Source organism: Clostridium lentum (assembly GCF_014287815.1).
GTDB lineage: Bacteria > Bacillota > Clostridia > Clostridiales > Clostridiaceae > Clostridium > Clostridium lentum.
Genome location: NZ_JACOOQ010000008.1, coordinates 1 through 24792 on the forward strand (window position 1 = coordinate 1; position 24792 = coordinate 24792).

The window sequence follows — 24792 nt, forward strand, 5'->3', positions numbered from 1 at the left end:
TTATTTTCATATATTTTTAAGAACCCATGCCAGTGATCTTCTAGTATTATTTTTATTTTACCTTTTTTCATATGTAAAAACCTCTAATTTATAATTAATAAATTTAACATATTTAAAGGCTGAATGCTAGATAACATATAACTTTCAGCCATCGAAAATTTTATACTTTCCTGTACTTTAAAAAAGTGTTATAAAAGTAAAGTTTATTACTTCTATAACACTTTTGTTTTAAATTATACTTTTATTCATTTACAATTTCTTCTGTTATTTGTGATTTTTCTTTTATAGCACTAATGATTAATCCAAGAACTATACCTAATATTGCTGGAACTAACCAACCTAAACCTTCAGTATAAAGAGGTAAATTACCAAATATTTTATCACCTAATTCTATACCAAAACCTTTTAATCCATAAATTACACTTACTACTCCTGTAAATAAAATCGTTAATGAATACACTATTCTGCTACCTTTTATAAATTTATCAACCATAGCTAAAACAATTAGCATAATAGCTATTGGATAAATCATATCTAAAACAGGAACTGAAATAGATAAAATCTTTGTTAATCCCATATTAGCAAGAATCATACTTGAAAGAGCTAAAATTCTTACCCATCCTTTATAACTTATTTTATCAGATAAGCTTGCAAAATATTGACTACAAGAACTAATTAACCCTACACTTGTTGTTAAACATGCAAGAGTAAATATTACTGCTAGTAATACTGCACCTGGTTTACCAAATAAGTAAGTAGTAACATTTGTTAATGTAACTGCTCCATTTGCTGTTTCACCAAATCTTCCTCCACTAGTTGCTCCTAAATGTGCAAGGGCTGCATAAATTAACACAAGTAAACCACCAGCAATAAATCCAGCTTTTATTGATGTTGATACTACAGCTTTTTCTTCTTTAACACCTTTTGTTTTAATAGCAAGTGCAATAACAATTCCAAAGTTTAATGCTGCTATAGTGTCCATTGTTAAGTATCCTTCTAAGAAACCTGTAACAAATGGTGAATTTACATATGCACCTGTTGCTTCACCATATGAACCTAATGGCTTAAAGAATGCTCCTATAACAATTACAAATATTAAAGTTAATAATGTTGGTGTTAATACTTTTCCCATACGATCAACTAACTTAGTTGGCGATAATGAAAGCCAATATGCCACTGAAAAGAATACTAAAGTAAATAATAAACGAGCTATGGTTTCTGACATATGACTTGGTAAATATGGAGATACCACCATTTCAAATGGTAAACTTCCTGCTCTTGGAATTCCTAAGCAAGGTCCAATAGATAAATAAATAAGTACTGTAAATACAGACGCAAAAAGAGGATTTACTCTTCTAGCTAATTTTTCTAAACCTCCACTTTTAGCTACAGCAATAACCCCTAATATTGGAAATCCTACTGCTGTAATTAAAAATGCCCCTAATGCAATCCATACTTTATCTCCTGCTGATTGTCCTAAAAATGGTGGAAATATTAGATTTCCTGCTCCAAAAAACAGTGAGAAGAGCATTAGTCCTAAAAATAATAGATCCTTTCTTGATAATTTTTTCATATTGTTTTCCCCCTATTAATATTACTTAATTATAGTTTTTCAATAAATAAAAAAACCGCCCCTTGATTACTCAAGGGACGGATTACATCCGTGTTACCACCCTAATTCTATAAAAAATCAATTATATATTAATCTTTTATAGCACTCTGCTCGCATCTATCAATACGCTTATCCTGTAACGTGGAAAGACTACGTCAACACTTACTCATTTCTTTTCTGCGTTGCTTCTAGGAGATGATTTTCAGCTATATTTTGAACATCGGCTTTCAGCATACACCAACTCTCTGTAGGACATCCTATAACTTACTCTTTCTCTTTATCGAATTTCTATAATTTTTATTCATTATACCAATTATAAAAACTTATATCAATAATTATTTTTATAATTTTTTATTGAAAAATATTCCATAATTTATTCTAATAACTACTAAAACAGCTAAATATGTTTGTCTACTTTAATAAATTATCTATTATATTCATCATAGTATGTTAATACTTTTGGTACATAGTTTTGTGTTTCTAAAGGCATTTTATAAAGATGTTCTGATGAAATTACACCTCTATTCATCATAGTTCCTGGTCCTGCATTATAAGCCATAAGTGCCATAGCTATATCTCCATTACAGTCATCTAAATAACCTTTAAGAATACTTACACCAGCTCTTATATTTTCATCTATATCATAACCATTAACTACACCTAATGATTCTAAGTTAAAATCCATAACTTGCATAAGTCCAATTGCTCCTGCACCTGATGTTGCATTTGCATCAAAATTAGATTCTGCTTTTATTACTGCAAGTACTAATGCTGGGTCAACATCATACATTGATGCATATTTATTTACTGTATCATATATTTCTGATAAATCAGTATTTTCATAATAACTTGTATCAATACCACTTATATCATTACTACTTGTTATACCTAAAGATGATAAATCGCTTAAATTATAAGTAAGACTTTTATTTCCATATAACGGTATATTATCTCCATTTCTAATTAAAGGAAGCGAATCAAGACTAACAGATGAATTAGATATAATATCCTTAATTTCTTCTTCACTTACTTCTGATGATACATTATTATTCTGCATTTGTTCAAGCAATGCCTGAAATACTAATTCATACTCCATGCCATCCCCCAATGACTCTTTCATTAACTGACTAGCTACCGTATATCCTATATATTGCTCTACAGATGATATATCCATAACTTCTTCTCCTTTGTATATGTTTATTACTCTTCTACATTAAATTCCATTATATCGTAGTCTTCATAATTAACTTTCTTATAAAAACTCTTGCTTAAAACTAATATTTTATATTTTCCACTAACAAATGGTATAAAGCTATAATATTTCTTTTTACTATACTCTTGCACCAAAATCCAGTTTCCTTTATTCATCATATAAAATTCATAGCAGACATCTTTTCCCCCTTGAGATTCTGCTTCAAAGGTAATATCCCTGCCTACTTTTATTTCGTCAGAAGATGCAAAAACTTTAGTTCCATTCACTGGAATAACTTCATGAACATATATGGAAAATAACTCCCTACTATCATACTCCTTAGATGACTTAGCATTCTTAGCAAATATATTAACATTGTATTTACCTTGGCATCTTGGCTTAAGCCTTAAAAGTTTGCTTTCAACATAACCTGTATCCTCAACTTCTTGTCCATTAATCGAAGTAACAAACCTTACTAATGAATTATTGGTATTTTCCATTATTACTTCTATATCTATAGTCTCATTAACAATATATATTTCCTTACTATTTGATAAAACATATTTTATTTCTGCTGGAATAAAGTCTTGTACTTTAATAACAGTAGATATGCTTGAATCATACTCTTTCGCTGAATAAAAATCCTTTGCCTTTACTTCTATTTCGTATTCACCACATTCATCAGGGATAAAGCTTAACCAGTTACCTTTATCATATTCAATACTTTCTCTTAGTTTGCCATCTTTAAAAATCCTAAATTGGTATAAAATTTTGCTACCTCCACAGGCTTTACATTTTATATTTACTGGATTATTCTTAAGTACATATTTTCCACCATCACATTTTAGATCTATTATCCTCACTGGTCTTTCACCTCTTGCATTGATGATATATGGAATTTTAGTTATATCTTCATAATCTCCCTTATAGGAAATATCTTTTACTTTCAAGGTTATTGTATATTCACCTTCTTCCTCTGGAGTCCATAAATAACTATTACTTCTAATATATCCACTATCATCAGCTATTGGCCCATCTATGATATATCTATAAAGAACTTCTCTACCTCCAATAACTCTTACATTTAAATTAATTTGTATATTAGCCTTTTGTGGAGATGACATATCTGCCTCAAATCTTTTTATCTTTATAGGCTCATACTGTTTTACTTTGTATAAAATCACTGCCCTATCATCATATTCTTTGTTAGAGAGCATATCACGTACATAACATAAAAGCTTATACTCACCACTTTTATTTTCCTTAAAAGCAACTGTTTTCTTAGAAGAAAATTCTTGTATGCATACTATTTTTCCATTTGGTAATATCTTTAAAAACTTATATAACAAAGGCCTTTTAGTATCATAATTAGCCTCCACTACAAATATAAGCTCTTCTCCCACTATCATATTAGGTGTAAGTGTTTTAAAGTCAGTTATTTCTACTTCTTCTATATCTTTTACCTCTAATTTTATAACAGTAAAATCATCAACATTATTTACTGAATCTACTCTTTTACATTCAATCAATATTTCCTTTTGTCCTGCACTATTAGCTGTAAAACTAAATAAATTATCTGTACCATAATCTCTAAGAGGCTCCCAATCTACTTCTCCCTTAATCCAAAATCTATATAATAATAGTTCTTCATCAGATAGTACAGATATATTAATCTTATCTCCAATATGCAACTTATTTTTTTCAAACTGAACATCCTTTATAAGCCTTACCTTATCATTGACTACTACGTTTATCCTCTCAGAATAAGGCTTACTAGAGTCTTTAGTTTCTCCTAAGACCATAATCATATATCTTCCAACATTCTTAGGAGTCCATGTACATTTTTGTTTTGCTGAATAATCCTGAATAGAGTTCCATACTCCATCATATCCTTCTATGAATTTATAATTTATTATATCTTTTAATTCAGATGAAACTGATATTTCAACTTCTTCATTTATAGATAAATCATTTTTTTTATTTAATTCTATTAACATATCCCCCATATACATGCACCTCTCTCTAACAAGTCCCTCTTTTACATATTTTCCCTAATGTAATTATACAGCAATTTTTTTTAATTTTACAGTTGAAATTTGTCTATAAACTGTAAAAAAAGAATAAACCATACATTATTATCTATAGTTTATTCTAAGTTCCATCTATATTAATTAAAATAATGGAGATACCTAAACAGGCATCTCCATCTACAATTATTGTCATATTATTTTAATCTTGATTCTAATTCAGCTTTTAATTCTTCATAGCCTGGTTTACCAAGTAAAGCAAACATATTTTTCTTATATGCTTCAACACCTGGTTGGTCAAATGGATTAACACCTAATAAGTATCCGCTTATTGCACATGCTTTTTCAAAGAAGTAAACCATTTGTCCAAAGTAGTAAGCGCTTAATTCTGGAATATTTAATACCATATTTGGAACTCCACCATCATTATGAGCTAATAAAGTTCCTTTAAATGCTTGCTTATTAACAAAGTCTATTGTCTTTCCGGCTAAGAAGTTTAATCCATCTGTATCAACTTCTGCTTCTTCTAGAACAATTTCTTTAAGTGGATTTTCAACATTTAATACTGTTTCGAACATTATTCTTGATCCATCTTGAATGAATTGTCCCATAGAATGTAAATCAGTTGAGAAATCTACTGCTGCTGGGAAAATACCTTTTTGATCCTTTCCTTCTGATTCTCCATATAATTGCTTCCACCATTCATTGAAGTAATGTAAAGCTGGTTCATAGTTAACTAATACTTCTATATTTTTACCTTTATTATATAAAGCATTTCTCATAGCTGCATATTGATAACATTCATTTTCCTTAATTGAAGGATTTGAATACTTTTCTCTTGCATCTGCTGCACCTTGCATCATATCATCTATGTTAATTCCAGCTGCTGCAATTGGTAATAATCCTACTGCAGTTAATACTGAAAATCTTCCACCTACGTCATCTGGAATAACGAAAGTTTCATATCCCATTGTATCTGCTAAATTCTTTAATGCTCCTCTTGCTTTATCAGTAGTAGCATATATTCTAGATTTAGCACCTTCAACACCATATTTCTTTTCCATATAGTCTTTAAATATTCTAAACGCTATAGCTGGTTCAGTAGTTGTTCCTGATTTTGAAATAACGTTAACAGATATATCTTTTCCTTCAATTACTTCTAAAAGATCAGCTACATATGTTGAACTTATGTTATTTCCAACAAAGAATACTTGTGGAGTGTTTCTCTTACTGTTATCTAAAACATTATAGAAATGATTTTTAAGCATTTCAATTGCTGCTCTAGCACCTAAGTATGATCCTCCAATACCTATTACTACAAGTACATCTGAATCACTCTTAATTTTTTCTGCTGCTTTTTTAATTCTATCAAATTCAGCCTTATCATAATTAACAGGTAAATCTAACCATCCTAAAAAATCATTTCCTGCTCCAGTTCCTTCATGAACTGTTTCATGTGCGCATTTCACCATAGCTTCCATCTTTTCTATTTCAGAAAAGTCTGCATATGGCATTACTTTTGACAAATCTAAACTTAAACCTTTATTCATCTATTTACCTCCATTGAATCGTGAAATCATTAACATAGTTAATTATAACACATTTTATCTATTTGTATAAATTTTTAACAATAAAATCTTTATATCTTTAACTTAGCTCTTGAATTTTTGCATCTAATTCTTCTATATATTGCTCAAAAGTTAAATTCCTATCCATAATTTCTTTTGCCACTTCACTATTTCCTATATATCTATAATGCCATGGCTCATATAAAAAACCTGTTATATTCTCTTTTCCTTTCATATATCTAAGGATAAAGCCATATTTATAACAATTTTCCTTAAGCCATGCATAAGCTTCTGTAGAATCAAAATTATCATCCATATCTTGATAATCTTCACTTAATATATCTAAAGCTAATCCTGTCTGATGTTCACTTTGCCCTGGTTTTGCTGTATACCTATCTGCTTCTTCTTGTCCTTCATTTACAACTCTTGAATTATAAAGGCTCTCTTGTACCTCATAAGATCTATATCCTGAAGCTCCAAGTAAAGTTATGCCATCTTCCTTTGCTGCTTCAAACATTGCTTTTGCAGCTTCAGCTGTTGATTTTGCTAAATATCTTGTTTCAATATAACTTACAAAGTCTATTTCACTTAAGACAAGTTCATCTGGTACATAATCTGAACTTAAAGTATTATTTCTATTTACTAACATCATTAAGGAATTATTTTTTATGTTCAGTAATTTTTCTAATTCTTCATTATTATCTGATGCTTTTTCAGTCTCTCCTTCAGTTACTATATTGCTTTCATCTTCTAAGTGTATGTTATTATCTACCTCTGAAGTAAATATTTTATCTCTGCCTAATATAAGTGCTCCTGATATTACTATAACAATCAATAATGCAAATATAACTCCATCTTTTTTTTTCTTTTTAAAGTCCATTTTTTTCCCCTTTTCCAACTTATCCTATTTGATTTTATCATAACTTTTTAAATATAAAAAATTCTTTAAACTTATTTCACATATTTATTTTATACTAATTTGTAATTTTTCTTCAATCTATTTTTAAATAATGTCTATATATATCATAAAATATTCCTTAAATTTTATAAAAATATAGAAAAGGAACTATCGCTAACAGATTTTTTATCCGCTATTGTGACAGTTCCTTTTTATTAACTAATATCGAAAGTTATTTCCATATATACACTTTTAAATATATATTAAAAAATAAATGTCTTTCCTAAAAAATATAATATAACTATTATTCCTAAGATTATTCTATACCATCCAAAAACAGTAAAATCATGCTTTTTAACATAATCTGTTAGGAATTTAATTGATATCATAGATACTATAAAAGCTACGATCATACCAATTAATAATACTGATATTTCAGTTCCTGTAAATGTAAGTCCAAATTTTAATATTTTTAGTAAACTTGCCCCAAACATTACTGGTATCGCTAAGAAAAAAGTAAATTCTGTAGCTAACCCTCTTGAAACTCCAAATATTATTGCACCAACTATAGTTGCACCTGAACGAGATGTTCCTGGAAAAATTGCTGCAATAAGTTGAAATAATCCAATAATAACTGCATCCTTATATGTAATATCAGAAAGCTTTGTTTTCATAAACACTCTTCCTTTATTTTTCTTTTCAACTATAATAAATGCAATACCAACAATAATTAATGCTAATGCAACAGTTTGATAATTATAAAATAGTTCGTCAATCTTATCATCAAATAATATTCCTACTATTGCTGCTGGAATACATGCAACTACAATTTTAAACCACATTTGAAAAGTATCTTTTTTTACTAAGAATTTTTCACTTGTTGAAAATGGAAACAACTTTTTCCAATAAAGTACTACAACAGCCATTACAGCTCCTAATTGAATTACTACAAAGAACATTTCTTTAAATGCAGGTGACACATTAAGTTTGATAAATTCATCAACTAAAATCATATGTCCTGTACTACTTACTGGTAGCCATTCTGTAATTCCTTCAACAATACCTAGTATTATTGCCTTAAAAATTAATATAATGTCCATAGTTAACTCCTTATTTCTTTTTTTATTGATTTAACTTTAATATTTTATCATAAAAAACATTACATAAGTTATATTATTTATTACATTTATCTTAATTCCTGTAAAACTTATCTTTTATTTCACAAAAAAAATTATCATAATCATCTTACATCTTTTTTCAGATTATAGCATTTAGAGTCTAGTCCAAGTCAACAACAAATGATTTTTTGTTTCTTTATAGCTTTAAAATCCTCGTACTTCTTGAAAAAAATTAATGATAATTGTAGAATAAAAACTGATTTACAAAAAATATGCGCTATACTCCACTTTATAGGAGACAGCAGCAGGAGGTAATTTAAATATGAAAACATTAAATTTTGACGTGCGTCGTATGTGCCAATTGGCCTTATTGATTGCACTAGAACTACTTATGGGCTATACTCCACTTGGTTATCTGCAATTAGGATTTATTGCAGCCTCTCTTCTTTCCATTCCAGTAGCAGTAGGAGCTATTGTTTTAGGACCAATTGAAGGACTAATACTTAGTTTAGTCTTTGGTCTTATAAGTTTTGCTAAAGGATTTTCCAGCACTGGCTTGATGACACAAGCTATGTTCTCAGCCAGTATTATTGGTAGCTTTATTGTTACTGTAGGTGGACGTATTTTAATGGGATTATCCACTGGAGCTATTGTCTTAGGTCTAAAAAAACTTCTACCAAAACATGATAATTTTCGTTGTTTAATTGGTAGCATATCAGCTCCTTTGCTAAACACATTTTTTTACATGAGCTTATTAATGCTAATTTTTTATAATACTGACTATATACAAGGATTAAGTCAAGCTACTGGTTTAACTAATCCATTTTTATTAATATTATCTATGGTTGGTGTACAAGCTTTGATAGAAACTGCTATTTGTTCTGTAATTTCTTTTACTGTAAGTAAAACACTATTACTTTATTTTAAAAAAAATTAAGCAATTTCTTTTAAAGAATAAAATCAACCTTTATAAAAAAGCAGTTTTGATATTTCAGTGAACTGCCTCTAAAGGAAAAGCTGTAAAACCCTTGTAAACAAAGGCTTTACAGCTCAGTTTCAACTATTCAAATTCTATAGTAGCTGGTGGTTTTCCTGTGCAATCATAGAATACACGGTTAACTCCATTAACTTCATTTACTATTCTAGTTGTTACTTTTCCAAGTACTTCCCATGGAAGATCAGCAGATTCTGCTGTCATGAAATCACTTGTAGTTACTGCTCTAAGTGCAACTGCATAATCATAAGTTCTTTCATCACCCATAACTCCTACAGATCTCATATTAGTTAACGCTGCAAAGTATTGCCCGATTTCTTTATCTAAACCAGCCTTAGCAATTTCTTCTCTATAAATTGCATCAGCTTCTTGAACTATCTTTACCTTTTCAGCTGTTACTTCACCAATTATTCTTATACCTAATCCTGGTCCTGGGAATGGTTGTCTATATACTAATTTTTCAGGTATACCAAGTTCTAATCCTGCTTTTCTTACTTCATCCTTAAATAATAATCTTAAAGGTTCAATTATTTCTTTAAAATCAACATAATCAGGAAGCCCCCCAACATTATGATGAGATTTTATCACTGCTGAATCACCAAGACCACTTTCAATTATATCTGGATAAATTGTTCCTTGAACTAAGAAATCTACCATACCTATTTTCTTAGCTTCTTCTTCAAATACTCTAATGAACTCTTCACCAATAATTTTTCTCTTTCTTTCTGGATCTTCTACTCCAGCAAGAGCTTCATAGAATCTATCTTGTGCATTTACTCTAATAAAGTTTAAATCATAGTGTCCTTCTGGCCCAAAGATAGCTTCTACTTCATCACCTTCATCTTTACGAAGTAAACCATGATCAACAAACACACATGTTAATTGCTTACCAATTGCTTTTGATAAAAGAACTGCTGCTACTGATGAATCAACACCACCTGATAATGCACATAGTGCTTTACCATTACCAATTCTTTCACGAATTTCTTCAATTGATTTTTCAACAAAAGAATCCATTGTCCAATCTCCAGCACAATTACAAATATTGTACACAAAGTTTGATAACATCTTAGTTCCTTCTTTAGTATGCATAACTTCAGGATGGAATTGAACTGCATATAAGTTCTTTTCTACACATTCCATAGCTGCCACAGGACATACTGGAGTACTTCCTACTATATTAAAATCTTCTGGAGCTTTTTCTATATAATCTGTATGGCTCATCCAACATATAGTCTTGTCTTGTACACCTTCAAATATTTTTGATTTTGCATCCACACTAACTTCTGTTTTACCATATTCACTAACTGGAGCAGTTGCTACACTTCCTCCTAATAAATAAGCCATTAGTTGTGATCCATAGCATATTCCTAGCACTGGTATTCCAATATTAAATATTTCTTTATCACATAGCGGTGAGTTTTCACCGTATACACTATTAGGTCCACCAGTAAATATTATTCCCTTTGGATTCATTTCTCTTATTTTTTCTATACTTAAATTATACGGATGAACCTCACAATATACATTACATTCTCTGACTCTTCTTGCTATTAACTGATTATACTGACCACCAAAGTCAAGCACTAGTATTAATTCTTTCTTCATTGAAATCCTCCTAATGTCCTTTTATAGTATTACTCTCTAACGCTATAGTTTGGAGCTTCTTTTGTTATATTGATATCATGTGGATGGCTTTCTCTTATACCTGAAGCAGTTTGAACCACAAATTTAGCATTTTCATATAAATTATCTAATGTTGGTGCTCCTAAATATCCCATACCTGATTTTATTCCACCTAATAATTGGAATATAGTATCTGATACTGGTCCCTTATAAGCAACTCTCCCTTCAACGCCTTCTGGTACAAATTTCTTTGTTCCATTTTGGAAATATCTATCACTAGATCCTTTTTCCATAGCTGCTAAAGATCCCATACCTCTATATACTTTGTATGTTCTTCCTTGATATATTTCAGTTTCTCCTGGAGATTCCTCACATCCAGCTAGCATTGAACCCATCATACAAACCTGTGCCCCTGCTGCTAAAGCCTTAACTATATCTCCTGAATACTTTAATCCACCATCAGCAATAACCGGAACACCATATTTTCTTCCTTCTTCTACACAATCCATAACTGCTGTTAATTGTGGAACACCTACACCAGCAACTATTCTTGTTGTACAAATTGATCCTGGTCCTATACCAACTTTAACACAATCAGCTCCTGCTTCAACTAAGTCTCTTACTGCTTCCGCTGTAGCAATATTACCTGCTATTATTTGAAGTTCTGGATAAACACTCTTTATTTTTCTTACACCTTCAATAACACCTTTACTATGTCCATGCGCTGTATCAAGTGTAATAACATCTACTTTTGCTTTTACTAAGGCTTCAACTCTTTCCATCATATCGTTAGTAATTCCTACTGAAGCTCCACATAAAAGTCTTCCTTTACTATCTTTTGCTGCATTAGGATATGCCTTTGCCTTTTCAATATCTTTTATAGTAATTAATCCTTTTAAATTGTTATCATCATCTATTAAAGGAAGTTTTTCTATTTTATGCTTCTTTAAGATTTCTAAAGCTTCTTCTAAAGTAGTTCCTTCCTTTGCTGTTATTAATGGGCTCTTTGTCATTACTTCATCAAGTGTCTTATCATAGTTTGTTTCAAAAACTATATCTCTATTAGTTATTATTCCAACTAATTTAGTTCCTCTTGTTACAGGAACTCCTGAAATTCTATATTTAGCCATTAATTCTAATGCTTGTCTTACTGTGTTATCTTCATTTAAGAATATTGGATCAGTAATTACGCCATTTTCCTGTCTCTTAACTCTATCTACTTCTATAGCTTGTTCTTCTATAGTCATGTTCTTATGGATTATACCAATTCCGCCTTCTCTTGCCATAGCTATAGCCATTTTAGATTCAGTAACAGTATCCATACTTGCACTCATTAATGGTATATTTAATGATATTTTCTTTGTTAATTTAGTTTTTAAACTAACTTCATTAGGTAAAATTTCTGATTTGTTTGGTACTAATAACACATCATCAAATGTGTAAGCAGTTTTAATAATTTGAGCCATTGTTATTCCCTCCAAATATATAAAAATATGTAATAATTGCTAATATAATCTATTTAATTGTAAAAAAAAGCATATTAACCTTTAAGTAAGGTTAATACGCCTAATAATCTTAAACTTATTCTATAAGATATAAAGACATTTAATCTTACTTATAGTCGGAAATTAATGGTTTCCGGTAGAAACGCCCTGCCATATTCAGGGTATATATAAGTTTTCATAATGTTTGTTGCCTTGCGATTTTTTTTTTAATTATAGAGTATTTACTTTATATTGTCAACATTAAAACAACTCTAGCAAATCTATTTTTCTCCACTTTTGACATATCATAATTTACCCTATTATAATTACCACCATTGATGATACCTATAATCTAATGTTGCTAATAAAAGCTTCCCTCATTATATAATAAAAATGCTATATTTTCATCAATGATATATACCAGTTAATTATTTCTGTACTATATAATAATGAAATAATTGCTCCTATAGCTAAGTATGGACCAAATGCTATTTCTGCTTTTCTTTCCTTAAACTTTAATATCAAGAATATGCTAGCTATAATTCCTCCTAGAATAAATGCTATAAACAAAGCAAGCATAAGCCCTTTAATACCTAAAAATAATCCTATAATTAAAGCAATCTCAATATCACCTTCTCCCATACCTCCAGTAAAAAATACTATTGCTCCAATAACTATTACTCCTAAAGCTCCAGCTAATAAATTTTCCCAGGGTATTTGCCATGAAATTAATAAATCTATTATCTCTATAAAGATAAAGGCTCCTATCCCAAAGATGGTAGTGGATTTATATATGTAGTGTGTTTTTAAATCAATACCTGCAATAACTATTAAAAGAGAACTTAATAAAAACCCTTTTAATGAATCAATTGAATTTCCATAATTACAGTATATAAGAACATATAATAATGAATTGAGCATTTCAATAAGAGAATATTTAATAGATATCCTCTCTCCACATCCTCTGCATCTCCCCTTTAAAAATAAATAACTTAAAAGAGGAATTAAGTCATAGCTCTGCAATTTATAGCTACAAGTGGTGCAATGAGATGGTGGAAATATAATGGATTCTTCTCGTGGAATTCTATAAATACATACATTTAAAAAACTACCTATACATAATCCAATAATTGCAATGAATATAATCTCCAAATATATAACACTTCCTTTATATTTATAATAATTATTAAAATTATTAACATTTTAGTAATAATTTATAATGTATTAAAAATAAAAACTTTAATGAAAATATAAAAAAACACCAAACAATTTTACTTGCTTGGTGTTTTTTTATATTAATACATTCCATCCATTCCCATTCCTGGAGCTGGTGCTGGAGCTTCCTTTTGTGGAATATCTACTACAGCAGCTTCTGTTGTTAAGAATGTAGATGCTACTGATGCTGCATTTTGAAGTGCTGATCTTGTAACCTTTGTTGGATCAACAATTCCTGCTTGAAGCATATTTACATATTTATCATTTAATGCATCATATCCAATTCCTGCTTCACTGTATTTAACTTTTTCAATGATTACTGAACCTTCAAGTCCTGCATTTATAGCAATTTGTCTCATTGGCTCTTCTAGAGCTTTAACAATTATATTTATACCTACTTGTGTATCATCAACTTCTGAAGTTAATTCTGCTACTTTATTAATTGCATTTACATAAGCAGTTCCACCACCTGGAACAATTCCTTCTTCCACAGCTGCTTTTGTAGCTGCTAAAGCATCTTCGATTCTTAGCTTTCTTTCTTTTAATTCAGTTTCTGTAGCAGCTCCAACTTTGATTACTGCAACTCCACCTGAAAGTTTTGCTAATCTTTCTTGAAGCTTTTCTTTGTCAAATTCAGAAGATGTTTCTTCGATTTGCGTCTTTATTTGATTTATTCTTTCTTTAATAAGTGATTTTTCACCTTTTCCATTTACTATTGTAGTATTTTCCTTAGTAACTTTTACACTTTCAGCTTGACCAAGCATATCTAAAGTTACTTCCTTTAAATCTCTTCCTAATTCTTCTGATATAACTTCTCCACCTGTTAAAACTGCTATATCTTGTAGCATTTCTTTTCTTCTATCACCGAATCCAGGAGCCTTAACAGCAACACAGTTAAATGTTCCCCTTAACTTATTAACTACTAATGTAGCCATTGCTTCACCTTCAACATCTTCTGCAATGATTAAAAGTTTTCTACCATTTTGAACTATTTGTTCAAGTATTGGTAAAATTTCTTGTATGTTAGTAATCTTCTTATCAGTTATTAAAATTAATGGGTTATCAAGTAATGCTTCCATCTTTTCAGTATCAGTTGCCATATAAGGACTTACATATCCTCTATCAAATTGCATACCTTCTACTACATCTAATTCTGTTCCCATAGATTTAGATTCTTCTACAGTGATAACTCCTTCATTTCCTACTTTCTCCATAGCATCAGAAATAAGAGTTCCTATTTCTTCATCAGCTGCTGATATGGCTGCAACTCTTGCAATATCTTCCTTACCAGCTACTGGCTTTGATATATTCTTTATTTCTTCAACTGCCACATCCACAGCTTTTCTTATACCACTTCTTATAAGTATTGGATTTGCACCAGCTGTAACATTCTTAAGTCCTTCTCTTATTATAGCTTGTGCTAAAAGAGTAGCAGTAGTAGTACCGTCTCCAGCAACATCATTAGTCTTTGTTGCCACTTCCTTAACTAATTGTGCACCCATATTTTCATATGGATCTTCTAATTCTATTTCTCTTGCTATAGATACACCATCATTTGTGATTAATGGTGAACCAAACTTCTTATCTAATATAACATTTCTTCCTTTAGGTCCTAATGTAACCTTTACTGTATTAGCTAGCTTATCAACACCAGATTGCATAGCTCTTCTTGCTTCTTCTCCAAATTCAATCATTTTAGCCATAATAATTATCCTCCTTTTTATTCAACAATTGCTAATATATCATCTTGTCTTAATATTATATATTCTTCTCCAGCAACTTTTACATCTGTTCCTGCATATTTTGAATATAAAATCTTATCTCCAACTTTTACGTCCATTTCTACCCTTTTGCCATCTACAACAGCTCCTGGACCTACAGCCATAACTTTAGCTTCTTGTGGCTGTTCTTTAGCTGTACCTGTTAGAACTATACCACTCTTTGTAGTTGATTCAGCCTCTAGTTTCTTTATAACAACTCTATCTCCTAATGGTCTAATATTCATTTAAAAATACCTCCTATCACTTTTGTTAGCACTCACCATCTCAGAGTGCTACTATCTATATTTTTATAATATATCCTTTTTCCTTACTTTTCAAATATTACTTTTTTTATTATTGCCTTTTAATGGTTAAATATAACTTAATATTTAAATTTATATTTTATTTACTCTATGTTTCTTATCATTCCTTCATTTTTTAAAATTTTATATCTTTTACATTTAAAGTAAATCTTTTGATGTATATTTCTATCATAAGATTTATATTTTCTAAATCACTTATTTACTATAACTTTTCTCTCAAGATTAATGTCTTTAAATTTTTCTAACTTTTCATTTTTTATTACTGCTTTTATAGGAGATCCATTATTTATCTTAACAAAGGCTGCCTTAGCTTTAGCAGGTGTAACTATTGTTCCAGCTCCATTTATACATCCACCTTCACACATCATACCTTCTATAAAATTACCTGAAAGTCTACCTGCTTTGGCCATGGTCATTGTCTTCTTACATTCTAAACCTGAAACTTTTACTGGCTTGAAGTCAATGGTTGCTCCACTATCTTTAACGTAATTTTCTATAGCTGCTGTTAATCCTCCTGACATACCAAAGTTTCTACCAAATACAGAACCATCAGTAACATCATCTTCCTCACATTCATATGGATTAACTACAAAGGCAGCATATAATGCTAAAAGTTCTTCAAAAGTAAGTACATAATCAACAGCACCTTCAACACCATTTCTAATAGCTTCTGCTTTTTTAGCTGTACATGGTCCTATAAATACTATTTTTGCTTCTGGATCTTGTGCCTTTACATATTTAGCTGTTGCTACCATCGGTGATACAGTACCTGAAATCTTTCCTACTTCAGTAGATACTGTCTTTTCAATAAAGCTTAAAAATCCAGGACAGCACGAATTAGTCATATATTTATCACCATTTTCCATTCTTTCAATAAACTCATTGCTTTCATGAACAGTTACTGCATCAGCTCCTAAAGCAGCTTCTATCATATCCACAAAACCAAGCTTTTTAATGGAATTTCTAATCTTACCATAATTCATTGCTGCTCCAAATTGTCCTGTAATTGCTGGTGCTACTATGGCATACATTCTTCTTCCTCTACCTAACCTCTTAGCCACTGGTACTATCAAACTCTTATCAGAAATAGCACCAAAAGGACATGCTGTCATACATGCTCCACAATTTACACATTTTTCTTCTTTTATCATTGCTCTTCTATCTTCAGGATTAATATCCAAAGCTCCAGTAGGACAAGATCTCTTACATGGTCTCATAACTTCCGATATAGCATCATATGAACATGCTTTTTTACACATTCCACATTCTCTACATAGCTCTTGATTAATATATGCCTTTCCATTAACAATGCTTATTGCACCAAAATTACATGCTTCTTTGCATCTATGAGCAATACAATTTCTACATGAATCTGTTACATTATACTTATTAATTGGACATCTATCGCAGGCTGCTTCAATAACATACATTATTTGTTCATCTGGCCTTATATCAACAAGCTTATACTCAACCTTATCTCCATCAGCTAAACATCCTGATGCAAGCTTTGCTCTTTCTAAAACTATAGCTCTTTCTTTATATACACAACATCTATATGTGGGCTTATTCCCTTTAATAACTTCATATGGAATCTTTTCAATATTATTTAAAGTTACACTATCTTCTTTAGCAAGTTTTGCTACCGCTGTTAGAACCTCATGCTTAAGTTTTTTAAGTTGAGTTTCAAATTGAAACATATCTTTTCCCCCTATCAAATCCTTCTCAATACTCCACATAATATTATACTACATTTTGTTAATTTATTATATATTTTCATAATTATGTAATTTAAAACTATAAAAAATAGTCAATACACTAAATATATTGACTATTTTTACCAATTATACATTAATACTATTTTCTCTTGCATAATAGAATAAATATTGTTGCGCTAAACCTGAAAGTTCACCAAATTTCTCTCTACCAAATACTCTTATCTTATTTAATGAAACATCTGGTGCAACATAGAAATGAATCATTGCTCTCTTAATCCATACATCTACTGGGAAAGCAGACTTTTTCCCCATAGAGAAAAGCATGATGCAATCTGCCACCTTAGCACCTACTCCTTTAAAAGCTTGTAATGCAATATGACATTCATCTGTTGGAAGTGACATTATATACTCTAAATCATACATCTTTAATTCATCAGTTAACTTTCCTGATTTCTTTGCTTCTAAAGCCCTATTTATATTATAAATTGTATCAATTATGTATTTACTTCTGAAAGATGCTCCTGTTTCTTGTATATCTTCAAGGGTTGCTTTCTTTAATTGTTCTGGTGTTGGAAAAGCATGATACACTTCACCTTTATACTCTATCTTATCACCAAACTTTTCTGAAATTTTCTTAATAGTCTTCATTATTGAAGGAATACTGTTTCTTGCTGAAATAATAAAACTGATTACCATTTCAAAAGGATCTTGGTTTAATAATCTTATTCCATAACCAAATTCTATAGCTTGTTTTAATAAGTCATCCTTACTTAACTCTTCTTTTAATGGTCCATACTCTGTATTTAAATCAAAATAATTTTCCCATATATTTTTGAAGTCATCCATATTAGTATTGTGAATTATTACCTGATCATCTTCTTGAGTAATCTCTATTACTCTCCTATTAGACACAACTATATAATCAGTATCAGTAACTCTCTGCCATCTAAAGCACTGTCCACATTCCAATATTTGTTTAATGTTAAAATTCTTAACACCTTTTATTATCACTGAATCATTTGACTCTATTATTTCTCTATAATCCATAAAACACCTCATCCTTTGCTCTATTATTTATATTTTATCTTTAACTAATATCTTGATTATTACTCAACAACTTTTATAAGCTATAAATAATACAATTATCTATTAACAATAATTATTTCTTATATTATAACGTAAAAAAATAAAAGTATCAAAAATAGAGATATAAAAAATGCTGCTAATTGATAATTAAGTAGAAAACTCATAGAGTTTCTTTAAAATATAAAAAGGAATTTCCCCTTAAGGAAACCCCTCATTAATTTTTAATTCTTAATTATTATTGATAATTAAAGAATCCTCTTCCGCTCTTTCTTCCAAGCCAACCAGCTCTAACATATTTTCTTAATATATTACTTGCTCTATATTTTGTATCTCCTGTTTCTTTATATAATACATCCATAATAGCTAAGCATACATCAAGACCAACTAAATCTCCTAGTGCTAAAGGCCCCATTGGGTGATTTGCACCATATTTCATAGCTGTGTCTATATCTTCTGCTGAAGCAATTCCTTCTTGAAGGATAAATGATGCTTCATTAATCATTGGAATAAGTATTCTATTAACAACAAATCCTGGAGCTTCTGCAACTTCAACTGGATTCTTTCCTATAGCTTCTGATAATTCCTTTACAGTATTAAAAGTTTCATCTGATGTAGCTATTCCTCTAATAACTTCAACAAGTTTCATTACTGGAGCTGGATTGAAGAAGTGCATTCCAATAACTTTATCAGGTCTCTTAGTAGCTGAAGCCACTTCAGTTATTGATAAAGAAGATGTATTGGAAGCTAATATTGTGCTTTCCTTACAAATACCATCTAATTCTGCAAATATAGATTTTTTAATTTCCATATTTTCTATTGCTGCTTCTACAACTAAATCACAATCTGCTGCTAAGTTCATATCAGTTGTTCCTGATATTCTTGAAAGAACTACTTCCTTTGTAGCTTCATCCATTTTTCCTTTAGCAACTAATTTACTTAAGTTTTTATTAATTCCAGATAATCCTCTTTCAACAAATTCATCTTTTATATCTCTTACAATAACTTCATAACCTTTTTGAGCAAAAGCTTGAACTATTCCGGCTCCCATAGTTCCAGCACCTAAAACAAAAATCTTTTCCATTCAATTCCCCTCCATAACTTTTAATGAATAATGAAAAATTATTGATAAAATTCTAAACTAGTTTTTTCTTCATTTTTAATTTTTACGCTTCTTGAATTTCTTTTAATTGAGTAATCATTTCTGGTATTACTTTATTTAAATCTCCAACTATTCCATAGTCAGCAACATTCATAATTGGAGCTGTTTCATCTTTATTAATTGCTATAATCATATCTGAATCTTGCATACCAGCAACATGTTGAATAGCTCCTGAAATACCACAAGCTACATATATTATAGGTTTAACAGTTTTTCCTGTTTGTCCAACTTGATATGCTGCATCTATCCATCCTTTTTCAACAGCTGCTCTAGATCCAGCCACAACACCACCTAAAATATCAGCTAACTGTTTTAATAATCCAAAATTTTCTTCAGAACCTACTCCTCTTCCCCCTGAAACTATTACCTTAGCTTCACCGATATCAATTATTTCTTTATTAGCTTTAACTATTTCTAAAACTTGAGTTCTTATATCTGAAGGTTCTATTTGAACTTTAACATTTTTCACAACGAATTCAGTATTCTTTTCAGTAGATTTAGCAAAAACCCCTGGTCTTACAGTAGCCATTTGAGGTCTATGATCTGGGCATGCAATTGTAGCCATTAAGTTACCACCAAAAGCTGGTCTAGTAGCTAATAAAGCACCATTACTAACTTCTACTGCTAATGAAGTACAGTCAGCAGTTAACCCTGTTGATAATCTTGCAGCTACTCTTGGCCCTAAATCTCTTCCAATAAATGTAGCCCCAATAAATATAATTCCTGGCTTTCTTTCATTTGCCAAATCACAAATTACTTTTGTATAGCCATCAGTTGTATAATGTTCTAATTCTGGACTTTCAGCCACAAGTACTTCGTCAGCACCATGTTCTCCTAAAGTAGATGCTAATCCTTCTACATTATTTCCTAATAATATTGCTGTAAGCTTAACTCCTAATTCATTTGCAAGTCTCTTTCCCTCTCCTAATAACTCTAAAGAAACTTTTTGTAATTTACCTTCTCTTTGTTCAGCAAAAACCCAAATACCTTTATAATCTGCTATATTCATTTTTCAATTCCTCCCTTAAGCAATCCTAGATATAATGCTTTTCCTTTAATTTACCTAAAACATATGAAACTGCTTCTGGTGCACTTTCCTTTACCACTTCTCCAGCACCTTTAGCTTCTTTAGTCATAGATTTCTTAACTTTAGTTGGAGATCCCTTTAATCCTATTTGTGATGCATCAATATCAAGATCATTTGCTGTAAATACAGTTATTTCTTTATCCTTAGTGGCAAATATCCTTCCAACATTCATATATCTAGGATGGTTTAATTCAGCTATAGCAGTTAAAAGTACTGGAGTTTTAACCTTAATTATTTCATATCCATCTTCTAATGCTCTATTAACTAATAATCCATCACTTTCTACTTTAACATCTTGTACATATGTTACTTGAGGTATTTCTAAATGTTCAGCAATTTCAGGACCAACTTGTGCTGTATCACCATCAATAGCTTGTCTACCTCCAAATATAACATCATAATCTAAATTTCTTATGGCTGATGCTATTGTTCTTGATGTAGCTAATGTATCAGCTCCACCAAAAGCTCTATCTGTAATTAATATTGCCTCATCTGCACCCATACATAAAGCTTCTCTTAAAGCATCCTTTGCTTGAAGAGGTCCCATACTTATTACTGTAATTTTTCCTCCATGACTTTCTTTTAAGCATAGTGCAGCTTCTAAGGCATGCTTATCTTCTGGATTTATTATTGAAGGAACACCTTCTCTAATTAATGTTCCTGTTTTTTGATCTATTTTAACAACAGTTGTATCTGGAACTTGTTTTAAACAAACTACTATATTCATTATTTTAAGCCTCCCTTAATTACTTTAATAAGCTTCCTGAAATAACCATCTTTTGAACTTCAGAAGTTCCTTCATAAATTTCAGTAATCTTAGCATCTCTCATCATTCTTTCAATTGGATATTCCTTAGTATATCCATATCCACCAAATAATTGAACAGCCTTAGTTGTAACATCCATAGCTACCTCTGCTGCATATAATTTTGCTCTAGCAGCATCTACTGAATATGGTTGTTTATTTTCTTTTAACCATGCAGCTTTATATACTAAGAATCTAGCAGCTTCAATTTTTGTGCTCATTTCAGCAACCATCCATTGTAATCCTTGAAATGCTGATATAGGTCTACCAAATTGTTTTCTTTCCTTCATATATTTAATAGCTTCCTCTAAAGCACCTTCTGCAATTCCTAATGCTTGAGCAGCTATACCAATTCTTCCTCCATCAAGAGTTTTCATTGCTATACCAAAACCTTTTCCTTCTCTACCAATCAAGTTTTCTTTAGGGACTATACAATTTTCAAAAATAAGCTCTGTAGTAGAAGATGCTCTTATACCAAGCTTGTCCTCTTTTTTTCCTATTGAAAATCCTTGGAATCCTTTTTCGACAATAAATGCTGAGATTCCCTTAGTTCCCTTTGATTTATCAGTCATGGCAAATATTATAAATGTATCGGCTACACCACCATTAGTAATAAATATCTTAGAACCATTTAAGATATAGTTATCTCCATCTAATACTGCTGTAGTTTGTTGTCCTGCTGCATCTGTACCTGCTCCTGGTTCAGTAAGTCCAAACGCACCAATCTTATTACCAGTACATAAATCTCTTAAATATTTTTCTTTTTGTGCAGGTGTACCATTTTCATTTATTAATGAAGCACAAAGTGATGTATGTGCTGAAAGAATTACTCCTGTAGTAGCACAAACTTTTGATAGCTCTTCCACTGCTAGGATATAAGATAATACATCACCACCAGCTCCACCAAATTCAGTAGGGAAAGGAATTCCCATCATTCCTAACTCTCCCATTTTTTTTACGTTTTCCATTGGAAATCTTTCTGTTACATCTATTTCAGCAGCTATTGGTTTAACTTCATTAACTGCAAAATCTCTAACCATTTGCCTAACTAATTCTTGCTCCTTAGTCAATGTAAAATTCATACTTTTACCTCCCATAAATTGCCCTTATACATACTTAAACACATTTATTTAAAACAAATTATTATTTATTTTGGAAATTCTTTTCTCTTCTTTCTAGAAATGCACTCATTCCTTCTTTTTGATCTAAAGAATCAAAGCAGCTTCCGAAATCCCCTACCTCTATTTCTATAGCCTTATCTATATCCACTTGCATACCTCTATTTATAGCATCCTTACATGTTTTAACAGCTATTGGTGCATTGGAACATATAGCTTTAGCCATAGTTCTTGCTTCATCCATTAATTTATCTAAAGGCACAACTTTATTTACTAATCCTATTGCTAATGCTTCATCAGCTTTTACCATTACACACGTATAGATTAATTCCTTTGCCTTTCCTTCACCAACAAGTCTTGGAAGTCTTTGAGTTCCACCAAACCCAGGAGTTATACCAAGTCCTGCCTCAGGTTGCGCAAACTTAGCTTTTTCAGATGCAATTCTTATATCACATGCCATTGCAAGTTCACATCCTCCTCCTAAAGCAAATCCTGAAATTGCTGCTATGACAGGTTTATCTAAATTTTCAAGTCTTCTAAATACTTTATTACCTAGTAACCCAAACTCCTTTCCACCTTTTGAATCAAGATCTTTCATTTCTGAAATGTCAGCACCAGCAACAAAGGATTTTTCTCCTGAACCAGTTAAAATTACACAGTAAATCTCTTTATCATTTTCTAAATCTTCTATCACTGCATTTAACTCTTTTAAAGTTTCAGAGTTTAAAGCATTTAAAGCTTTAGGTCTGTTTATTGTTACAATAGCAATATTACCCTCTTTTTCTAAAAGAACATTATTAAATTCCATAGTTGCCTCCCTATACATCAATCCCACATACTATTTGTTAATTATATAACAAATATCAACAAAAAAATTTATACCTTTTATAAAGTGAATCTTAATTTAATTCTTAATTACACTCTAATTATAATAACTTTTTTTTACATTTGCAACTTTATTTTCCATCCACTAACATAAAAAAAAGAACAATATTACTATTGATCTTTTTTATGATTTCTTATTTATTCATCTGATAAACTAAAGTTAATAAACTTTCAGATAAATGAACATTTTCTACCTTAACAGTTTCTGGTACATGAAGATCTATTGGTGCAAAGTTCCATATGCCTTTAACTCCACCATTTACCAAAACATCACATACTTTTTGTGCATTTATTCTAGGAACACAAAGAATTCCCATATCTATAGTATTTTCTTCTAGATATTCTTTAAGTTCATCTATATCTTTTATTTCAACATCTCTTATTCTCATACCTACTAGTTTTGGATTTGCATCAAAAATTGCTGTTATTCCAAGACCTATATCTGTAAATCTACTATAATTTGCTATTGCCTGCCCTATATTTCCTGCTCCAATAAGTACTGCATTGTATTCTTTTCCTACACCAAGAATAGTTCCTATTTGATTATGCAACTCTTTTACATTATATCCATAACCTTGTTGACCAAAATCTCCGAAGTTATTTAAATCCTGTCTTATTTGAGAAGCAGTAAAACCTATTTTTTCACCTAATTCTTTTGAAGATATCCTATCAACATCATTTTTGACAAGTTCTCCTAAATATCTATAGTATTTTGGCATTCTTTTTATTACTGCCATAGAAACATTTTTCTTCTTTTCCATAGTATATTCTCTCACTTTCCTATATTTTACCTAACATCATGATAATTTAATTATCCTAAAAATATATTTTCTATTACCCTGTATCTCCCATAACTTTAAATACTTTGATAATATAATAACATACTTTTTTTTCTAAATCTATATTCCCTCATACATTTTCAAAATTTAACCAACAATTAACTCAACTATTTCTATAAGCTTATTTTAAGCATTTTTTAAATATATATTATAAAAATAAAGACTTATGTATAACGTAGCAGATCCGTTATACATAAGTCTCCCTAGCTAAATATAAAGCCAAATGCCTAAACAAACGGCTCTATATAAAGATACAAAATAATTTTGTATGCATCCCTATGC

20 protein-coding genes, 1 riboswitch and 1 other annotated feature are annotated in these 24792 nt (G+C 30.4%); of the genes, 1 reads left to right on the forward strand and 19 read right to left on the reverse strand.

Going from position 1 to position 24792, the window contains the following annotated elements; all coding sequences use genetic code 11:
• Positions 1 to 241: 241 nt before the first annotated feature.
• From brnQ to H8R92_RS06010, 6 genes are all read right to left on the reverse strand, one after another.
• Positions 242 to 1573 (reverse strand): branched-chain amino acid transport system II carrier protein, encoded by a 1332-nt coding sequence (gene brnQ / locus H8R92_RS05985; protein ID WP_022212092.1) that lies wholly within the window; start codon positions 1571 to 1573, stop codon positions 242 to 244.
• A 70-nt stretch (positions 1574 to 1643) separates the two neighbouring features.
• Positions 1644 to 1902: a binding site (T-box leader), on the reverse strand.
• Between the two features lie 134 nt (positions 1903 to 2036).
• Positions 2037 to 2786 (reverse strand): lytic transglycosylase domain-containing protein, encoded by a 750-nt coding sequence (locus H8R92_RS05990; RefSeq protein ID WP_022212091.1) that lies wholly within the window; start codon positions 2784 to 2786, stop codon positions 2037 to 2039.
• A gap of 26 nt (positions 2787 to 2812) precedes the next feature.
• Positions 2813 to 4810 carry a triple tyrosine motif-containing protein gene (locus tag H8R92_RS05995; RefSeq protein WP_022212090.1) on the reverse strand — a complete coding sequence of 666 codons (1998 nt, stop codon included), beginning with the start codon at positions 4808 to 4810 and terminating at the stop codon, positions 2813 to 2815.
• A 218-nt stretch (positions 4811 to 5028) separates the two neighbouring features.
• Positions 5029 to 6381: a glucose-6-phosphate isomerase gene (locus H8R92_RS06000; protein WP_022212089.1), complete on the reverse strand. Its 1353-nt coding sequence runs from the start codon at positions 6379 to 6381 to the stop codon at positions 5029 to 5031.
• A gap of 97 nt (positions 6382 to 6478) precedes the next feature.
• A complete protein-coding gene (locus H8R92_RS06005) occupies positions 6479 to 7279 on the reverse strand; it encodes a M15 family metallopeptidase (protein ID WP_022212088.1) in 801 nt (266 codons plus the stop codon).
• Between the two features lie 281 nt (positions 7280 to 7560).
• On the reverse strand, positions 7561 to 8397 hold the full coding sequence (locus H8R92_RS06010; RefSeq protein ID WP_022212087.1) for an undecaprenyl-diphosphate phosphatase: 837 nt from the start codon (positions 8395 to 8397) through the stop codon (positions 7561 to 7563).
• Positions 8398 to 8737: 340 nt separating this feature from the next.
• Here H8R92_RS06010 and H8R92_RS06015 point away from each other — a divergent pair, with 340 nt between their 5' ends.
• Entirely contained in the window at positions 8738 to 9352 is a 615-nt protein-coding gene (locus H8R92_RS06015) for an ECF transporter S component (RefSeq protein ID WP_022212086.1), read from the forward strand.
• A 123-nt stretch (positions 9353 to 9475) separates the two neighbouring features.
• On the opposite strand, the gene guaA is transcribed toward H8R92_RS06015, so the two are convergent.
• From guaA to H8R92_RS06080, 13 genes are all read right to left on the reverse strand, one after another.
• Positions 9476 to 11017: a glutamine-hydrolyzing GMP synthase gene (gene guaA / locus H8R92_RS06020; protein ID WP_022212085.1), complete on the reverse strand. Its 1542-nt coding sequence runs from the start codon at positions 11015 to 11017 to the stop codon at positions 9476 to 9478.
• Positions 11018 to 11046: 29 nt separating this feature from the next.
• Positions 11047 to 12501, reverse strand: coding sequence for an IMP dehydrogenase (gene guaB / locus H8R92_RS06025; RefSeq protein ID WP_022212084.1), 1455 nt, complete (start codon positions 12499 to 12501; stop codon positions 11047 to 11049).
• 132 nt (positions 12502 to 12633) lie between these two features.
• Positions 12634 to 12731: riboswitch (purine riboswitch) on the reverse strand.
• A 184-nt stretch (positions 12732 to 12915) separates the two neighbouring features.
• Positions 12916 to 13671, reverse strand: coding sequence for a prepilin peptidase (locus H8R92_RS06030; RefSeq protein ID WP_022212083.1), 756 nt, complete (start codon positions 13669 to 13671; stop codon positions 12916 to 12918).
• 143 nt (positions 13672 to 13814) lie between these two features.
• A complete protein-coding gene (gene groL, locus H8R92_RS06035; protein ID WP_022212082.1) occupies positions 13815 to 15437 on the reverse strand; it encodes a chaperonin GroEL in 1623 nt (540 codons plus the stop codon).
• Between the two features lie 17 nt (positions 15438 to 15454).
• Positions 15455 to 15739: a co-chaperone GroES gene (gene groES / locus H8R92_RS06040; protein WP_022212081.1), complete on the reverse strand. Its 285-nt coding sequence runs from the start codon at positions 15737 to 15739 to the stop codon at positions 15455 to 15457.
• Positions 15740 to 16008: 269 nt separating this feature from the next.
• The gene (locus tag H8R92_RS06045) at positions 16009 to 17514 is read right to left on the reverse strand and encodes a 4Fe-4S dicluster domain-containing protein (RefSeq protein ID WP_022212080.1); all 1506 of its coding nucleotides are present in this window, start codon (positions 17512 to 17514) and stop codon (positions 16009 to 16011) included.
• A 144-nt stretch (positions 17515 to 17658) separates the two neighbouring features.
• Positions 17659 to 18579 (reverse strand): DNA-3-methyladenine glycosylase family protein, encoded by a 921-nt coding sequence (locus H8R92_RS06050; protein WP_022212079.1) that lies wholly within the window; start codon positions 18577 to 18579, stop codon positions 17659 to 17661.
• Between the two features lie 274 nt (positions 18580 to 18853).
• Entirely contained in the window at positions 18854 to 19699 is an 846-nt protein-coding gene (locus tag H8R92_RS06055) for a 3-hydroxybutyryl-CoA dehydrogenase (RefSeq protein ID WP_022212078.1), read from the reverse strand.
• Between the two features lie 82 nt (positions 19700 to 19781).
• Positions 19782 to 20786: an electron transfer flavoprotein subunit alpha/FixB family protein gene (locus tag H8R92_RS06060; RefSeq protein ID WP_022212077.1), complete on the reverse strand. Its 1005-nt coding sequence runs from the start codon at positions 20784 to 20786 to the stop codon at positions 19782 to 19784.
• Positions 20787 to 20811: 25 nt separating this feature from the next.
• The gene (locus H8R92_RS06065) at positions 20812 to 21591 is read right to left on the reverse strand and encodes an electron transfer flavoprotein subunit beta/FixA family protein (protein ID WP_022212076.1); all 780 of its coding nucleotides are present in this window, start codon (positions 21589 to 21591) and stop codon (positions 20812 to 20814) included.
• 19 nt (positions 21592 to 21610) lie between these two features.
• Positions 21611 to 22750 carry an acyl-CoA dehydrogenase gene (locus tag H8R92_RS06070; protein WP_186834968.1) on the reverse strand — a complete coding sequence of 380 codons (1140 nt, stop codon included), beginning with the start codon at positions 22748 to 22750 and terminating at the stop codon, positions 21611 to 21613.
• Positions 22751 to 22811: 61 nt separating this feature from the next.
• Positions 22812 to 23594, reverse strand: a complete 783-nt coding sequence (locus H8R92_RS06075) for a short-chain-enoyl-CoA hydratase (protein WP_186834969.1) — start codon at positions 23592 to 23594, stop codon at positions 22812 to 22814.
• 211 nt (positions 23595 to 23805) lie between these two features.
• The gene (locus H8R92_RS06080; protein ID WP_186834970.1) at positions 23806 to 24432 is read right to left on the reverse strand and encodes a redox-sensing transcriptional repressor Rex; all 627 of its coding nucleotides are present in this window, start codon (positions 24430 to 24432) and stop codon (positions 23806 to 23808) included.
• Positions 24433 to 24792 lie beyond the last annotated feature (360 nt).

What these genes read in the sequence shown, in the direction of transcription:
- brnQ (WP_022212092.1), bottom strand. Translation starts at nt 1,573, where the DNA reads ATGAAAAAATTATCAAGAAAGGATCTATTATTTTTAGGACTAATGCTC.
- H8R92_RS05990 (WP_022212091.1), bottom strand. Translation starts at nt 2,786, where the DNA reads ATGGATATATCATCTGTAGAGCAATATATAGGATATACGGTAGCTAGT.
- H8R92_RS05995 (WP_022212090.1), bottom strand. Translation starts at nt 4,810, where the DNA reads ATGGGGGATATGTTAATAGAATTAAATAAAAAAAATGATTTATCTATA.
- H8R92_RS06000 (WP_022212089.1), bottom strand. Translation starts at nt 6,381, where the DNA reads ATGAATAAAGGTTTAAGTTTAGATTTGTCAAAAGTAATGCCATATGCA.
- H8R92_RS06005 (WP_022212088.1), bottom strand. Translation starts at nt 7,279, where the DNA reads ATGGACTTTAAAAAGAAAAAAAAAGATGGAGTTATATTTGCATTATTG.
- H8R92_RS06010 (WP_022212087.1), bottom strand. Translation starts at nt 8,397, where the DNA reads ATGGACATTATATTAATTTTTAAGGCAATAATACTAGGTATTGTTGAA.
- H8R92_RS06015 (WP_022212086.1), top strand. Translation starts at nt 8,738, where the DNA reads ATGAAAACATTAAATTTTGACGTGCGTCGTATGTGCCAATTGGCCTTA.
- guaA (WP_022212085.1), bottom strand. Translation starts at nt 11,017, where the DNA reads ATGAAGAAAGAATTAATACTAGTGCTTGACTTTGGTGGTCAGTATAAT.
- guaB (WP_022212084.1), bottom strand. Translation starts at nt 12,501, where the DNA reads ATGGCTCAAATTATTAAAACTGCTTACACATTTGATGATGTGTTATTA.
- groL (WP_022212082.1), bottom strand. Translation starts at nt 15,437, where the DNA reads ATGGCTAAAATGATTGAATTTGGAGAAGAAGCAAGAAGAGCTATGCAA.
- groES (WP_022212081.1), bottom strand. Translation starts at nt 15,739, where the DNA reads ATGAATATTAGACCATTAGGAGATAGAGTTGTTATAAAGAAACTAGAG.
- H8R92_RS06045 (WP_022212080.1), bottom strand. Translation starts at nt 17,514, where the DNA reads ATGTTTCAATTTGAAACTCAACTTAAAAAACTTAAGCATGAGGTTCTA.
- H8R92_RS06050 (WP_022212079.1), bottom strand. Translation starts at nt 18,579, where the DNA reads ATGGATTATAGAGAAATAATAGAGTCAAATGATTCAGTGATAATAAAA.
- H8R92_RS06055 (WP_022212078.1), bottom strand. Translation starts at nt 19,699, where the DNA reads ATGGAAAAGATTTTTGTTTTAGGTGCTGGAACTATGGGAGCCGGAATA.
- H8R92_RS06060 (WP_022212077.1), bottom strand. Translation starts at nt 20,786, where the DNA reads ATGAATATAGCAGATTATAAAGGTATTTGGGTTTTTGCTGAACAAAGA.
- H8R92_RS06065 (WP_022212076.1), bottom strand. Translation starts at nt 21,591, where the DNA reads ATGAATATAGTAGTTTGTTTAAAACAAGTTCCAGATACAACTGTTGTT.
- H8R92_RS06070 (WP_186834968.1), bottom strand. Translation starts at nt 22,750, where the DNA reads ATGAATTTTACATTGACTAAGGAGCAAGAATTAGTTAGGCAAATGGTT.
- H8R92_RS06075 (WP_186834969.1), bottom strand. Translation starts at nt 23,594, where the DNA reads ATGGAATTTAATAATGTTCTTTTAGAAAAAGAGGGTAATATTGCTATT.
- H8R92_RS06080 (WP_186834970.1), bottom strand. Translation starts at nt 24,432, where the DNA reads ATGGAAAAGAAGAAAAATGTTTCTATGGCAGTAATAAAAAGAATGCCA.